This window comes from Shewanella sp. H8 (genome assembly GCF_040285065.1).
Lineage (GTDB): Bacteria > Pseudomonadota > Gammaproteobacteria > Enterobacterales > Shewanellaceae > Shewanella > Shewanella polaris.
Genome location: NZ_CP157213.1, coordinates 1,697,668 through 1,713,056 on the forward strand (window position 1 = coordinate 1,697,668; position 15,389 = coordinate 1,713,056).

A 15,389-nucleotide genomic window follows, 5' to 3' on the forward strand; every position below is an offset into this window, starting at 1 on the left:
TATATTGACTAAATGTTTTTTATTCATTAATAATGGTGCTCGGTAATTGGTTTCACCAATTATCCATATAAAAATTATAATTACTTGTATGTGTTTTATATAAGTCATAGGGAGATTATCCATGAGTTCAGTAACATTAACCGCTAAGGCTATTCGTCGTAGTCTATTAGCTGTAGCAACAACAAGTGTCGTGACAACCGGCTTATTCGCTTCAGCTGCTGTTTCAGCAGAAGAACAAGTTCAGAAAGTTGAAAGAATAGAAGTAACAGGTTCACGTATTAAGCGTGCAGATATGGAAACTGCTAGCCCTGTAAGTGTAATTGATGCCTCAGCAATTATTTCTTCTGGTGCGACGTCTATCGATGACATTTTACAACAAATGACCTCTACTGGCGGCGCAATGACTAACGCAGCCGTGAACAATGGTTCTGGTGGTGATGCATCTATCAACCTTCGTGGTTTAGGCAGTAACCGTACACTGGTATTAGTCAACGGTCGCCGTATGATTGCATCTGGTACCGGTGCTGCATCAACAGTCGATTTGAATACCATTCCTGTATCAATCATCCAACGTGTGGAAATCCTAAAAGACGGTGCTTCAGCTATTTATGGTACAGATGCCATCGCTGGTGTGGTTAACATTATTTTAAAGCGTGATTTTGACGGTTTTGAAATGAATGTTCAAACGGGTATGAGTGGACAAGGTGACGCAGACGAAACAAGTCTTGATTTCACTATGGGTAACACGTTCGACAAAGGTAACGTTGTTATTAACGCGCAGTACACAAATCGTGGTGATGCAAGCCAAGCCGATCGTGATTTCTCAGACTGTCCTATCTCTGAAAAAGGTGATCCAGGTAGTATAGAATTATATTGTGGTGGTAGCTCATACAGTGAAGGTGGACATATTTGGGGGGAAACAGCCTCATTAAGTGGTCTTGGTGGCGAATATCATGAATTTACGGATGAAGATAAGTATAACTATGCCAAAGACAGTTATTTATCTACACCAATGGAACGTATTAACTTAAGTTTTTCTGGCTCTTATGAGTTATCAGACAGTATTTTATTCTTCTCTGAAGCAATGTATTCTAAGCGTTGGTCATCACAACAAATGGCTCCACAGCCTATTTGGAACAGCGATGTATGGACATATGAGCCAGAATCAGCGGGTGGTTTCATGACTGATGATTTATTGCCTTGGATTGCCGCGGGTGAAGAAGTCAGTTATGGCCGTCGTATGGTTGAGTCTGGTACCCGTGACTTTAGTCAAAATGTTGATACAGTTCGTATTGTACTTGGTTTAGAAGGTGAGTTCGACAATGGTTGGACTTGGGATGCTTCATACAACAAAGGTAAAAACGATTCAGTTGACACCCTTGCAAATCTACATAACTTAGGTTCAATTAGTGATGCAGTATTAGAGGGCACTTTTGATCCATTCCTACAGTCTTCTTGGGAAGGTGATAGCATTGAACCTTACATCTATACAGAAGTTAATAGTGGTGGTAGTGAACTAGACATCTTTGCTGCAACACTTTCTGGTGATATTGTTGATTTACCTGCCGGTGTATTAGGTTTTGCTGCGGGTATTGAGCATCGTGAAGAGTCTGCTTATTACACGCCAGATTCATTAACCGCACAAGGTTTAGCTAATGATCCGCGTGTTGAAGCTACGGCTGGTAGTTTTCAAGTTGATGAAGTATATGCAGAATTAGCTATTCCATTATTAAGTGATTTACCATTTGCACAACAAGTTGATTTGAGCGCTGCAATGCGTTATTTCGATTACAATACATTTGGTGATGATACAACATGGAAATTGGGCTTAACATGGCGCATGACTGACGACTTAATGTTCCGTGGTGGTCTTTCTACAGCATTCCGTGCTCCAACTGTAAATGAATTATATGGTGGAGCATCACCATCATTTGATTATATTGTTCACCCTGCAACCGACCAAGATCAAGCTGAAGTAACTGTTGGTGGCAATGATTTATTAACACCAGAAGAAGCAGATATTACAACGCTTGGTTTTGTTTACTCTCCTAGCTTTGTAGAGGGTTTATCACTAACTGTTGATTACTACGACATTGAAATATCTAACACTATTACTGCTGTTGATTCGAACTATGTGGCTAATCAGTGTATGGATGCTAATGGTGCTAAAATCAATGCCGATACAGCTCTTTGTCAAGCTGCAAATATTGAAATTGATGGCAGTGGACGTATCAGTTTTGATAACGGTTTACAAAATATTGGTGAAACTAATACTTCAGGTTACGATATCAACATAGCGTATGTATTTGATGCAGCAGGCTTAAGCTGGAAAGCTAACTTAGATACCACGCTACTTTCAGAATATGAAGAATTTGACCAAGACGGTACTGCAGTTGATTACCGAGGGTTCATTACTGGTAATGCTGGTAGTTTTGCTAAAATCAAAACAAACCTTGATTTAACAGCCAGCGGTGATGATTGGAGTGCTACGTACGAAGTACGTTATATTGATGGCATGGATTCATTCGCTTGTGAAGACGATCCTTCAGCGTGCTATGCTCCTTCAGTAGATAGTATCGTGTATCATGACCTTTCAGGTTCTTATGATTTAACCGAAACTGTTCGTCTATCTGGTGGTGTTAACAATATCTTTGATAAAGAACCTCCTTACTACACTGGTAACTTAGATTCAAATACCGATCCTTATACTTATGATGTATTAGGTCGTTACTTCTTCGTTCGTGCAAGTGTGAAGTTCTAATCTAACATTTGTTGTTAATAAAAAAGCCGGCTAATTAATTAGCCGGCTTTTTTTATGTATTGTCCCGTCCTGAGATAAGTTGACACATTAGAGACTTATCTCAGGACTAGACAATTAAATGAATTTACTCATGAGTCATAAAAATTGTGTTGAATGAATTAGCAGTTGGGTAAAAAGTATTATGGTGAAATTTCGTTAGTGATTTAAACGTAACTCATGTCTATGTTCACTAAGGAATTTTTGTTCACAGTGAGCGCAGCGTTGCTCAGTGGGATCGGAGATTAAGCGTGACGGTTCTATGTCCATCTCACAATCGGAACAAATGCCATAGAGACCGAGTTCAAGTTGACAATAAGCCGCTTCGAGCCGCATTAGCTTAGAGAAAGTATCGGTATTAGATAGTTTGATTTGTGACAAGTAGTCAATAACGTTCCCAAGAGGCGTTTTCATCGAGATATGAGCAACATCAGTGGCTTGTAATGGCTTCTTGATAAGTTGCATTAATTCACATCTCAAAATACGTTCGAGTTGTTCAAGTTCATGCAATGTGTCTTGAGTGTTGTGCAACTGAGATAACCTTCAACTGTCTAAACCAATGTATAAATTCTATTCTAGGCACAAAAAAGTCAGACGTTATGATGAAGATCAATTCTCAATAAGATTTCTGCGATAAAAAGATAAATAATAATTTATGGTTTATTCAACCCTGACAAGGTTAACCATGTTAATTTCATTTTAGTTAGACCTTATTTCAGCTAAAAGTTTAGTTTAGCATTGTGTTCTAACCATCCTGACACAGGGGGGATTGAGTATTTCTAAGCTAAAAAACACAATGAAACTGTTGCTGTGTATGGCTAGCATTAATCACAGCGCAGCAAAAAGTTGATGGTTTATTTTATATCAGCCTTAATCGGATTCTAAGGCTGTTACGTTAACAGAATGTTAGTCTTCGTTTATTGTTCGGTGGGCGTGCTGTATTACTTTAACTATCTCTTCAGTGGTTTTAAATACTCTTAACTCTCTAAATAATGTATCTGCTTCTGGATATTGGCGGTTCAAGTAACTAAACCACTGTTTAATCCGTGAGGGGTAATAGTCAGACTTACGTCCATTCAGTTCTTTGTCGGTGTAGTCGATTAGTAAGCTTAGGGTTTGTTGCCAACTGAATGGGGTTGCTCCTGTTTTAATGGTATCCCCTAAATTAGGTAGCGATATGGCGCCGCGACCAATCATCACACTGTCACAACCGGTAATATCGATACAACGCTGTGCATCAGCCACATTCCAGATCTCTCCATTAGCAATAACAGGGATCGGTAATCGTTGTCTCACTTCAGTAATGTACTCCCAATAAGCCGGTGGTTTGTAACCGTCGGTTTTACTGCGCGCATGGATCGCAAGTTCAGTTGCGCCAGCTTCGTACACTGCTAAGGCATTTTCCATAAATAATGACTTATCTTCGTAGCCTAAACGGATTTTGGCGGTAACAGGGTGTTCAGATGGCACGGCATCGCGCATGGCTTTGACGATATTGTAAATATTATCTGGATACTGCAGCAATACGGCGCCGCCTTTGCTTTTATTGACGGTTTTGGCTGGACAGCCAAAGTTTGCATCAACGCCATTTGAACCTAGCTCTACAGCTCTTACGGCATTTTGTGCCATCCATTCAGGTTCTTGGCCTAATAACTGTACTCGTACTGGAGTTCCAGATGCGGTAAAGCCTTGATGATGTAACTCAGGACATAATTTGTAGAATACTTTGTCTGGTATGAGTTGATTGACTACCCTGACAAATTCAGTCACAACCAGGTCAAATGGGTTGATGGCAGATAATATTTCACGCATATGGTCATCAACCACACCTTCCATTGGAGCTAAAATAACGCGCACAGTACACCTTGTTGAAGTCAAAAGTGGGCCATTTTAGCGTGTTTATTATCTGATATCAGTACTAAATGACAATGCGAGTTATTTTGTCGATTAACTAAACAAATTATTAATAATAATCATATCGATAGCACTTATGTTGTAATTGTGTTAAATATATGTGGCGTCAGTTTTAGGGCTTATCTAGCAAGTATTTATGTTAAATAAATAGATTTTTTTCACATTTTTTAAATTTATTTGCAATAAAATTTACTTATTGCGGGTCTCTTTAACCAAGCCGGCAATGATGTTGGTCACCATACACAATCAAGATATAGGAAGATAATTATTATGAATTCAATCAAACAAACTACTTTAGCGGTTGCATTAGGTTCTGTTGTAATGACTGCTGGTTTTTCTGCTCAAGTAGAAGCTAACCCATTTGGTTTTCAACAATTAACTTCTGGTTATCAAATTGATGGCGGAGAAGGTAAGTGTGGCGAAGGCAAATGTGGCGGCGACATGAAAAAGTCTGCTGAAAAAGCGGCTGAAGGTAAGTGCGGCGAAGGCAAATGCGGCGGCGACATGAAAAAGTCTGCAGAGAAAGCGGTTGAAGGTAAGTGTGGCGAAGGCAAGTGCGGCGGCGACATGAAAAAGTCTGCAGAGAAAGTTAAAGAAGGCAAGTGTGGTGAAGGTAAATGTGGCGGCAATAAATAATTGGCTGCATCTATTTGATAATGCCTAGGCTTATCTGACACAATTAAGGCCTGAGATTCAGGCCTTAATTTTATCTGCCTTTTAGCTAATTTTTAGCATTACTGATTAATTCAAGGATACACATTATGACGACAAATCATGTTCATGGCTTAGCCAATGTTGGATTAGGGCTTCGGCGTGAAATGCTCGATGAATTTTGTCAGCAGGTGCCATCGGCCATTGAATTTTTCGAAGTTGCACCTGAAAATTGGATGACATTAGGCGGTAAGTTTGGCCGTCAATTTAAGCAATTAACTGAACAACATACTTTTTTCTGCCATGGGCTTTCGTTATCCATTGGCAGTCCAGAGACGCTCGATACTCAATTTGTACAAAACGTAAAACGCTTTTTGGATGAGCACAATATTGATGTTTATTCAGAGCATTTAAGTTATTGTTCGGGCGCTGGCCATATGTATGATTTGATGCCTATCCCATTTACTGACGATGCGGTTATCCATATTGCTAAGCGGATAAAACTAGTTGAAGATATACTTGAACGACCATTTATTTTAGAGAATGTGTCATTTTATGCAGCGCCAGGCGCACAAATGACGGAACAAGAATTTGTCAATGCCGTGCTGCAAGAGGCTAACTGCAAATTATTGCTTGATGTGAATAACATTTACGTTAATTCAATTAACCATCAATACGATGCCAAAGCTTTCTTAGCCGCTATGCCTACCAAACGAATCGCTTATCTGCATATTGCAGGGCACTATGAAGAAGAGGTTGACTTAATGGTCGATACTCACGGTGCGGATATTATCGATCCAGTATGGGATTTATTGCAGCAGTGTTATCAATTACATGGGGTGCATCCGACATTGCTTGAACGTGATTTTAATATTCCTAAAACTGAAATACTCCTTAATGAGATTAATCAAATTCATCAATATCAACAAAATGCTCTAGCATCGCAGTCTGTATTGAGGAAAGCATAATGGGTTTCATTGAAGTACAACAACAATTCATGGACTACATCCGTGATCCTAGTTTGCCATTACCTGAGGGTATTGAGTCTAGACGGATGAAAATCTATCGCGAATTGTTTTTTAATAATATCGCAGGTTTTGTATCGAGTGCATTTCCTGTACTGAAAAGTTTGTATCAAGATGAACAGTGGCAGGCCTTAGTACAACAATTTTTTGTAACGCATGATTGTAAGACACCAATATTTGTTGAAATTGCCGGTGAGTTTTTAGGGTTTTTACAACACGAATATCAAGTAACTGAACATGATCCAGTTTTTATGTTGCAGTTAGCGCATTATGAATGGTTAGAATTGTGTGTGGCAGTCGCGCCAGATACGCCAACATCTCAGATAATTCATATTGATGATCTAAATAACCATCAGCTATGCCTTGCGGCTTGTGCTAAGGTGGCGCAATATGCCTTTGATGTTCAGCATATTAGTGTTGACTACCAACCTATAGAGCCGACAGCACAAGCGAACTTTTTTTGTGTCTATCGAGATCTTGATGACGAAGTGGCGTTTTTACAACTCACACCGTTAAGTGCGCAAGTGTTGGCTTATATTGAACAAATGAGTGATTCACCACAAGGCGTAAAGGTAGATGCTATTATCGAATGGTTAGCTGAACACTATCCGCAAATGTCCCGTGAGACATTATTGGCTGGTTGTATACCTTTATTGCAGCAATTTGCCCAAAAGGGAATTGTGATCTCATCTGTCTTTGAATAATAAGCTTACTTAATTTAGGGTTTTTATTTTGTGTAGATGTGACTAAAATAAGCCGCTTTTTGTGATCTGCTTCACATTGGGCTTGACCCATTTCTGTGTACAGTTGATACAGAGGAACGCAGGTATACCGTAGTCGCATAACCTTAACTAGGAATAATCATGAGTCAGCCGTTTAAAGACCCGTTCAACATTTTTTATCTTTTTGGTTTTATTTTGGTGTTATTAATTCCAACATTACCCGCGACGCTAGCATGGTTGAAATTTGCAGGGTTAATTTAACATTTATTTCAGGTTAACGTGCAAATATGACGTATGATGAAACCACTCAAACAGAGTGGTTTTTGTTTTATATAGGGTCCCACATGGCTGTAAAACGTGGTTTTTTTCTGATTATAGGGTTATGTAGCCTAGTATTAGGCTTAATTGGCATTGCTCTGCCTTTATTACCTACAGTGCCATTTATTTTATTGGCTGCGTTTTGCTTTGCCCGTTCAAATGATCGTCTTCATCAATGGTTAGTCAATCACCCATGGTTTGCCGAAGGCATTCATCAGTGGCAATCCAAACGTGCCCTAAGCCGAACTTTAAAACGCAAAGCCATGATAATGAGTAGCCTAAGTTTTGCTATCAGCATTGTGATAGTGCCAATTATATGGGTGAAGTTTATGTTGCTGTGCATGATGCTTATATTATTGTTTTTTTTGTGGCGGATCCCAGAGTTAGAATAATAAACGGCCAGTTAAAGTAAGCTTGTTGCAACTGAGATTAAACGGGCATAAGATCACTCCAGTATTTTTTATCAGAGTCCACCCATAACGTGGACTTTTTTATTGCGTAATCACTTTCAGACAGAGTTAACTACATTATGATGAACCAAGACAGTTTAGCGCTTATTAAGCAGAGCATTAAAACCATTCCTGACTATCCAATCCCAGGCATCATGTTCCGTGACGTCACCAGCTTACTTGAAAATGCCGAAGCATATAAAGCGACTATTGCGATTCTAGTGGCTCATTATCAATCAAAAGGTTTCACCAAAGTGGTGGGTACTGAAGCGCGTGGTTTTTTATTTGGCGCACCACTCGCGTTAGAGTTAGGCGTTGGTTTTGTCCCTGTGCGTAAACCGGGTAAATTACCCCGTAAAACCATTAGCGAAACCTATGATTTAGAATACGGTAAAGATACTTTAGAAATTCATGTCGACGCGATAAATGCCAATGATAAAGTGCTCGTTATTGATGATTTATTAGCAACAGGTGGCACGATTGAAGCGACTGTAAAACTTATTCGTCAATTAGGCGGTGAAGTGAGTCATGCTGCATTTGTTATCTCATTACCAGAAATTGGTGGCGAGAAGCGCTTACAAAATTTGGGAATTGAAGTGTTAAGTTTATGCGAGTTTGAAGGCGAGTAATTAATGTAAAATAAACAGCTATTTTATTAAGCAGTTAACTATATTTTACGCTATCAAATGCTTGCTCAACAATAGCATGCCAGCCTTTGGCATGTTATTGTTAACCCCTTTAAAGGGATTGACTCCCGATAGCTCTCTGTGGGGAATTTCATGTCTTACCAAGTACTCGCCCGCAAATGGCGCCCAGCTAAATTTGAACAAATGGTTGGTCAGTCCCATGTATTAATGGCATTAACCAATGCATTGAGTCAACAACGTTTACATCATGCTTATTTGTTTACTGGAACCCGCGGTGTGGGTAAAACAAGTTTGGCGCGTTTATTTGCTAAAGGCCTCAATTGTGAAACGGGTATAACGGCTAATCCATGCGGTAAATGTTCTAGTTGCATTGAAATTGCCCAAGGTCGCTTTGTCGATTTAATTGAAGTTGACGCGGCGTCGCGTACCAAAGTCGACGATACTCGTGAACTTCTCGACAATGTACAGTACCGTCCATCCCGTGGTCGTTTTAAGGTGTACTTAATTGATGAAGTACATATGTTGTCGCGCAGCAGTTTTAACGCACTGCTAAAGACATTAGAAGAACCTCCAGAGCATGTTAAGTTTTTATTAGCGACTACCGATCCGCACAAACTGCCTGTTACTGTGTTATCTCGTTGCTTACAGTTCAATTTAAAAAGTTTGTCGCAAGATGAAATCAGCAAGCAACTTGAATATGTCATCACCCAAGAACAATTACCCTTTGAGCAGCAAGCACTGAGTTTATTAGCTAAAGCGGCTAATGGCAGTATGCGTGATGCGCTCAGTTTAACGGATCAAGCGATAGCATTTGGCAGTGGCCAAGTGATGCTTACACAAGTGCAAACCATGTTGGGCAGTATTGATGAGCAACATGTGTTAGCGTTATTAAAAGCCTTGTGTGACGCTGAGGTTGGGCCATTAATGCAGACGGTGGCCAAAGTATTGGCATTTGGTGCAGATGCAGAAGAAGTACTGCGAAGCCTGTTAGAGCTATTACATCAAATCACCTTGACGCAATTTGCACCAGCCGCGGCACAACAATCGCTGTTTAGTGAGCAAATATTAGCGTTCGCGCAGCAATTAGCGCCGGAACAAGTCCAGCTTTATTACCAAATGTTACTTAACGGTCGTAAAGATTTACCCTTTGCTCCCGATCCTAAATCTGGCTTGGAAATGGCGTTACTTCGAGCTGTAGCCTTTACCCCAGAAAAACAAGTGAAGCGTTGGGTAACAACGACACCCGCTAATATTGATTTAAGCGTTATTGATCATTCATCACCTCCAGGGCAAGAGGTCAATGAAACAGGCCCAAAGTCAGCTCTTCAATCTAAAGTAGACACTCTTCCATCTTCTTCGAGCACAGCGCCGGTGAAAATTGTTTCAACGGTAGATCTTGAGAAACAAGATAGTGATATTGTCGACGATGAATCTGTTATAGCCTCACTGGTAGACGAACAAACTTTGGTCATGAGTCAAGCACAAAGCTTAGGCTTTAACAGCTCATCGCCACAAAGCGATGTAGTGCAGGCTGAACCCGCTACTGCAGTAGAGGCTAATCATGTCATTGAGCAAGCCGAGCATCAAGAGACTAGCGATGCGAAAGATGTAGATGCCAAGACTGAAGCTAATCTTGATGTAACGGCTTCGGCGAACCTCAGCACTGAACATGGTAACCAGCCAACCTCTGATCAAAATAGTGAACAACAATCTGCAGTGAGTACTGCAAACACCAATGACGTAGAAAAAAGTGACAATGTTGATGATTCGCTAAGTGCATATGCTTTTATGGATTATGACACCTCAGGTGATGCATCAATGGAATATGAGCCACTAGATCATGACGAGTATATGGCTTTTTCGGCTTTAAATGAGGCAACTGAAGCTAACAATATTGGTAACGTTACTGATGCTGTACAAAAGCCACAACGGATAAGTGATGACATTGACAATATCAACGATGATAGTCGTGATATTGTGAATAAACAAAACTCTGACATTATTGACCATGGGACTAATCAAGAACTCACTCGTTCTGAGGATACTGCAGACGACTTTCTTGATGAGGTGTTAGCTAGCCGTGATTTACTCATAGCGGATGTAGGGGCATTGCATTTAAAAGAAGAACTTGCCAAAAAAGAGCCAGCAAAAGTCATTACACCTAGAAAAGTAAAACCGGTATCGACACCCGTTACTGCGGCTAATGAATCATCTGTTGGATCTGTAGAGGCAAAGCCAAGCTCTGTAACGGAAGAGCAGGCAATAGTCGATTATGATAGACCGCCTTGGGTTAAGCCTAAGGAGGATGAGCAAGTTAACACGTTTGCCGATATCAATGAGGATATCAAACCTGCTGTTGAAGCAACTATTCAACAACCGAGTACAAACAGTCATCCAATCGATAATCAGCATCAAAAGCCTGCTAGCACTCTCACTACAAGTTCGTTGGCGGCTAATCCGCTGAACATGAGTGTTGAACCTGCAACAACTCAATCCCATGAGGTTACTGCATTTGAACCACACAGTATTCAAGGTGATGAGGTTGATTTGCATTGGTATAAAGTGATGACGAATGTGTCTGTTGGCGGTAGGGTTAGACAACTAGGTGTAAACTCAGTGTGCTCAGCATTGTCAAATCCCATGGTGTTGGTATTGAAACCCAATCAAAAACATTTGTCAGCTCAAACGGCGATCGAACAATTGCAACAGGCGTTATCTGAATATCTCGAGCAACCGACAGAAGTTCAAATTCAGATAGGGGTTGTGCCTGAACGTGAAACGCCACTAGAGTTACGTAAACGTTTTCATCGTGAGCTTATTGCACAAGCACAACAGTCTATTTTGATAGATGATAACGTTAAGTGGATGGTTCAGCGTTTATCCGCTCAATTAGACAGTGACAGTATTGAATATCCGGCAGAACAATTGGGGCAAATAGCACAAGAAATTGCACTCATTAATGCTTCATAAATGAACAAATGCGGTAATTTAGCTTAAGATGAATATATCTTCATCCCAAAAATGTATTTGCAAGATTGCCAATCGATTTTATTTCAGTAATATTAGCGCCATTATGGCGACTTGCTAACAACCTAAATTAGAGAGATATGACTATGTTTGGTGGAAAAGGCGGTATGGGCAATTTAATGAAACAAGCCCAGATGATGCAAGATAAAATGGCTAAAGTGCAGGAAGAAATTGCGCGCACCGAAATGACGGGTGAAGCGGGTGCTGGCTTGGTTAAAGTAACCATGACAGGTAACCACAATGTGCGTAAAGTTGAAATTGATCCAAGCTTGATGGAAGACGATAAAGAGATGTTAGAAGATCTCATCGCTGCAGCGTGCAATGACGCCGCTCGTCGCATTGAAGAAAATCAAAAAACTAAAATGGCCGAAGTGACTGGTGGTATGCAATTACCACCTGGAATGAAAATGCCGTTTTAATGGTTGTCTGATACAACAACTTAAAAAGGCTCAAGCATTATGCTTGAGCCTTTTTCGTTATAGTGTAGAAGAATTAACTAGTATTGATCTTTTACACAATAGGTATTCGATACAGTTATTCCATTATATTAATGTAAATTCTCCATCAACATAAAGTACTTAATTATTAACTCCGAGTTAAAAATATTTGACATCTCTTTTCCTGTCGATATGATTGTTAAGTTAAATATTTTTTACATAAAGTTGATTGGAGTTAACATGGTAGATAAGCATAAAGTACATCAATGGTTACAAGAAACCAGTTTTCGAGAGCTAATGTTATCGGTTGATTTTTTAATCACAGTTTATATTTTTTACCATTATATTAGTCAGTTAGCGAGTGCGTCTCCGGAGCAATTAGCCTCTATTGAATGGTTGTCGTCCTTGTTATTGCAAATTATTATTTACTCCATTGTATTGATGGTAGTGAGTTATATATTACTTGCCCTGATCAGTGATGATGAACTGTCACAACCGATGGATGTCAGAGAGAAACAAATTAATTTGGTAGGCTATAAGTATTCCGCTATCATTTTGCAAGTTGGAGTGATTTTTGCCATGGTTCAATATAATATTGATTCGCAAGGTTTTACCCTTATGCCGCAATATGTTCCCCACTTGCCGCTGCATATATTATTGGTGGCATTTTTACTGGCAGAACTAGCCTATTATGGTGTGCAGTTGTACAAGGGCCGAACCGGTGAGATTTATGAGTAACCTTGATGACAGTAAAATAGGCATTTCAAATTCTATCCGTACTTTACGTTTTTTACATAATGAAATGACCCAAAAACAGCTCGCCGAACAAATCGGTGTGACGCGCCAAACTGTGATGGCCATTGAGTCAAATAAATACTCACCAACACTTGAAGTCGCATTTAAAATTGCAGAGGTGTTTAATTTACCGCTTGATAACGTCTTTAGCTATCGTTCAGATAAGTAGCGAAACTTTGCATCATATAACTCATACCCCCCCCCTTTAATCTGTCATTCGGGTGTTGTCAGTGAGTTAAGTTATTCGTTAGTCGACTGTATATCGAAACCGAATTTGAATGAAATGTCATTCTGAAACGCTTGGGTTATCGTTGACTATTACAATGAGAGTACTGTGACGGTTTACTAGATAAAGGCAGTTTATTAACGCAGCGTTTATAGCGCTTACGCCATACGGACTTGGTTTCGGCCATTTTGTTTTGCTTGATAGAGTGCTGTATCAGCATTTTTAATCAGGCATTGGTAGTCTTTACATTCAGACGTAAGTCCTGCTATACCAATACTTACTGTAACTCCAATTGAAATAATATCTATGCCAGTATCGCTAGGGATTGCCAATTTTGAGTTTTCCACAACCGTTCGGAGTCGTTCAGCAAGAGTATAAGATGTGAATACTTGGGTTAGAGGGAGGATGACAATAAACTCTTCACCACCATAACGAGCAATTAAATCTGACTCTCTTAACGACATTTTAATATTTTGGGCTATATTTTTCAAAACTAAGTCACCAATCTGATGACCATAATTATCATTAATAATCTTGAAATGATCTATATCGATAAGGAAGATGGATAGTGGGTTAGAATAACTTTGTGCCTTTTGTGTTTCTTCTTTGAGGCGACGTTCTAAGTATCTCCGGTTAAATATATCTGTTAGTGGGTCGGTGATATTTTCCTGCTTGAGTGCGTTCATCTGCATGATGTCACTGGTGGTTTTGAGGGACAGGGTACAAACAACCAATACAAAAATAGCACCGCAAAAAAATATAACCGGCACCACTAGATCAAGTGGTTGAGAAAATGTCATCAAGTTAAATTGTGCATATACAATATAACCTACAATGAAGAACAATATCAGCAGAATAAGAAATCCCCAGCTATAGCGTAATCCGCCTGTTGGTAGTTGGCTAAATAGCTTCCAAACTGGTGCGATTGCCATTGCCAGTAATATCGCGGCGCAAATAACGAATCCACTGCCTAATAATGGTAAAGTATCGAGCATTTTGAGTCCTTGCATTGGTGACACTTTAATTTGGAAATGTCTCTTTTTGAGATGTTTTCAATATCGTTGTGAATCTCTTTCTCGGGTCAACCGAAAATGTTAAATACTTGTTTAATAGAATATCAGATGAGCCAGACAGAAAGGTGATGGCTTTCAAAACTTGAGCATTCTCTTATTTAGCTGGTTATGTTGCTTGCCATTAAAGTGAGTGCATATTGTTGTCATTCGGTTGGTTAGTTATTCTTTGCTGTGTGAAGATAACCTATTTACCCGCATCGGACTTTCACCTTTAAGCCCGCTATAACATGTCACTCGTCTTCGATGAGGGGTTTTTACCTAAGCATTAAACAAAAAATACTGCGTAATTTAAAAATTGTTGGCTTCATTTCTTACTACAAAAGCATTAATCTTTGCATTCGAGCCCTGCACAGACAATAATCGCACTGCTTTGGTGTTTCCGCATTTTGGCTTAGCTGATCACAAGACGGCTTCATCCGTGACATCACAATGAGTTTAGTTATTTAAGGTATTCGCAATTTTATGAAATTTAGTCCTTTGGTTGATGAATTAATTCAATCTTTACGTGCTTTGCCAGGTGTCGGCCCTAAGTCTGCACAGCGCATGGCATTTCAACTACTTGAGCGTGAGCGAAAAGCAGGTCTTAAGCTTGCCGATTCATTGCAAAAAGCCATGTCTGAAGTTGGTCATTGCCAAAGTTGCCGGACATTTACCGAACAAGACCTATGCCCGATATGCAGTAGTCACCGTCGAATTAATTCAGGGATTATTTGTGTGGTGGAAACACCTGCCGATGTGCTTGCTATTGAAGCCGGTGGACATTTTAATGGTCGTTATTTTGTGTTGTTAGGGCATTTGTCACCGTTAGACGGTGTTGGTCCTGAAGAGTTGGGTTTAGCGTTACTTGAGCGCCACTTAACCTCTGATGAGGTGAGTGAGCTTATTTTGGCGACTAATCCGACCGTTGAGGGTGATGCTACTGCACATTTCATTGCTGATATGGCTAGAAGACACAATGTTGTGATTAGTCGTATTGCTCATGGTGTTCCGGTAGGTGGGGAGCTTGAATACGTCGATAGCACCACCTTAGCATTATCTTTCAATGGCCGTATTCCTTTGTAACAAAGCTATTATTCATTGAGAACAACATTGTGCCAGCAGACCCTTAATAAGGTTTGTTGGCATTTTTTATTTCATTTTAGGTGAATTATGAGGAGTATATGTTGTAAAAATGCCCATATAGAGCGGATGTGGGCTTAACTGACGATTTATTATTCAACAAGGTAACCTTGGCCCTTGAAAAGGTTGTAATGTCCCCCCATCTCTTGGTTAACATAGATTTTTAAGGCGAGTAGATTTTTCGACTCG

Annotated in this window: 14 protein-coding genes; 11 read left to right on the forward strand and 3 right to left on the reverse strand. The window is 39.9% G+C overall.

Features of this window, described 5'->3' with window-relative positions:
* The first annotated feature begins 121 nt into the window (after positions 1-121).
* Positions 122-2,761: a TonB-dependent receptor gene (locus ABIS04_RS07390; RefSeq protein ID WP_350433050.1), complete on the forward strand. Its 2,640-nt coding sequence runs from the start codon at positions 122-124 to the stop codon at positions 2,759-2,761.
* 195 nt (positions 2,762-2,956) lie between these two features.
* Here ABIS04_RS07390 and ABIS04_RS07395 read toward each other — a convergent pair whose 3' ends face one another.
* Both ABIS04_RS07395 and dusC read right to left on the reverse strand, forming a co-directional pair.
* Positions 2,957-3,328, reverse strand: coding sequence for a TraR/DksA C4-type zinc finger protein (locus ABIS04_RS07395; RefSeq protein WP_350433051.1), 372 nt, complete (start codon positions 3,326-3,328; stop codon positions 2,957-2,959).
* 375 nt (positions 3,329-3,703) lie between these two features.
* The gene (gene dusC / locus ABIS04_RS07400) at positions 3,704-4,654 is read right to left on the reverse strand and encodes a tRNA dihydrouridine(16) synthase DusC (protein ID WP_350433052.1); all 951 of its coding nucleotides are present in this window, start codon (positions 4,652-4,654) and stop codon (positions 3,704-3,706) included.
* A 327-nt stretch (positions 4,655-4,981) separates the two neighbouring features.
* On the opposite strand from dusC, the gene ABIS04_RS07405 reads away from it, so the two are divergent.
* The 9 genes from ABIS04_RS07405 to ABIS04_RS07445 all read left to right on the forward strand — a co-directional run bounded on the left by ABIS04_RS07405 (position 4,982) and on the right by ABIS04_RS07445 (position 12,951).
* Positions 4,982-5,347, forward strand: a complete 366-nt coding sequence (locus tag ABIS04_RS07405) for a hypothetical protein (protein ID WP_350433053.1) — start codon at positions 4,982-4,984, stop codon at positions 5,345-5,347.
* 125 nt (positions 5,348-5,472) lie between these two features.
* Positions 5,473-6,330, forward strand: coding sequence for a DUF692 domain-containing protein (locus ABIS04_RS07410; protein WP_350433054.1), 858 nt, complete (start codon positions 5,473-5,475; stop codon positions 6,328-6,330).
* On the forward strand, positions 6,330-7,091 hold the full coding sequence (locus tag ABIS04_RS07415; RefSeq protein WP_140233924.1) for a DUF2063 domain-containing protein: 762 nt from the start codon (positions 6,330-6,332) through the stop codon (positions 7,089-7,091). The genes ABIS04_RS07410 and ABIS04_RS07415 overlap by 1 nt, the downstream gene beginning before the upstream one ends.
* A gap of 362 nt (positions 7,092-7,453) precedes the next feature.
* A complete protein-coding gene (locus ABIS04_RS07420) occupies positions 7,454-7,819 on the forward strand; it encodes a YbaN family protein (RefSeq protein WP_137221270.1) in 366 nt (121 codons plus the stop codon).
* 134 nt (positions 7,820-7,953) lie between these two features.
* On the forward strand, positions 7,954-8,505 hold the full coding sequence (gene apt / locus ABIS04_RS07425) for an adenine phosphoribosyltransferase (protein WP_137221268.1): 552 nt from the start codon (positions 7,954-7,956) through the stop codon (positions 8,503-8,505).
* A 150-nt stretch (positions 8,506-8,655) separates the two neighbouring features.
* Positions 8,656-11,493: a DNA polymerase III subunit gamma/tau gene (gene dnaX / locus ABIS04_RS07430; RefSeq protein ID WP_350433055.1), complete on the forward strand. Its 2,838-nt coding sequence runs from the start codon at positions 8,656-8,658 to the stop codon at positions 11,491-11,493.
* 143 nt (positions 11,494-11,636) lie between these two features.
* Positions 11,637-11,969: a YbaB/EbfC family nucleoid-associated protein gene (locus ABIS04_RS07435; protein ID WP_011637860.1), complete on the forward strand. Its 333-nt coding sequence runs from the start codon at positions 11,637-11,639 to the stop codon at positions 11,967-11,969.
* 258 nt (positions 11,970-12,227) lie between these two features.
* Positions 12,228-12,725 carry a hypothetical protein gene (locus tag ABIS04_RS07440; protein WP_350433056.1) on the forward strand — a complete coding sequence of 166 codons (498 nt, stop codon included), beginning with the start codon at positions 12,228-12,230 and terminating at the stop codon, positions 12,723-12,725.
* Complete coding sequence (locus tag ABIS04_RS07445; RefSeq protein WP_137221262.1) at positions 12,718-12,951, forward strand: helix-turn-helix transcriptional regulator; 234 nt, start codon at positions 12,718-12,720, stop codon at positions 12,949-12,951. Before ABIS04_RS07440 ends, ABIS04_RS07445 begins: the two co-directional genes overlap by 8 nt.
* Positions 12,952-13,166: 215 nt before the next feature.
* Here ABIS04_RS07445 and ABIS04_RS07450 read toward each other — a convergent pair whose 3' ends face one another.
* Positions 13,167-14,018, reverse strand: a complete 852-nt coding sequence (locus ABIS04_RS07450; RefSeq protein ID WP_350433057.1) for a GGDEF domain-containing protein — start codon at positions 14,016-14,018, stop codon at positions 13,167-13,169.
* Between the two features lie 525 nt (positions 14,019-14,543).
* On the opposite strand from ABIS04_RS07450, the gene recR reads away from it, so the two are divergent.
* The gene (gene recR, locus ABIS04_RS07455; protein ID WP_140233927.1) at positions 14,544-15,143 is read left to right on the forward strand and encodes a recombination mediator RecR; all 600 of its coding nucleotides are present in this window, start codon (positions 14,544-14,546) and stop codon (positions 15,141-15,143) included.
* Positions 15,144-15,389: the final 246 nt, after the last annotated feature.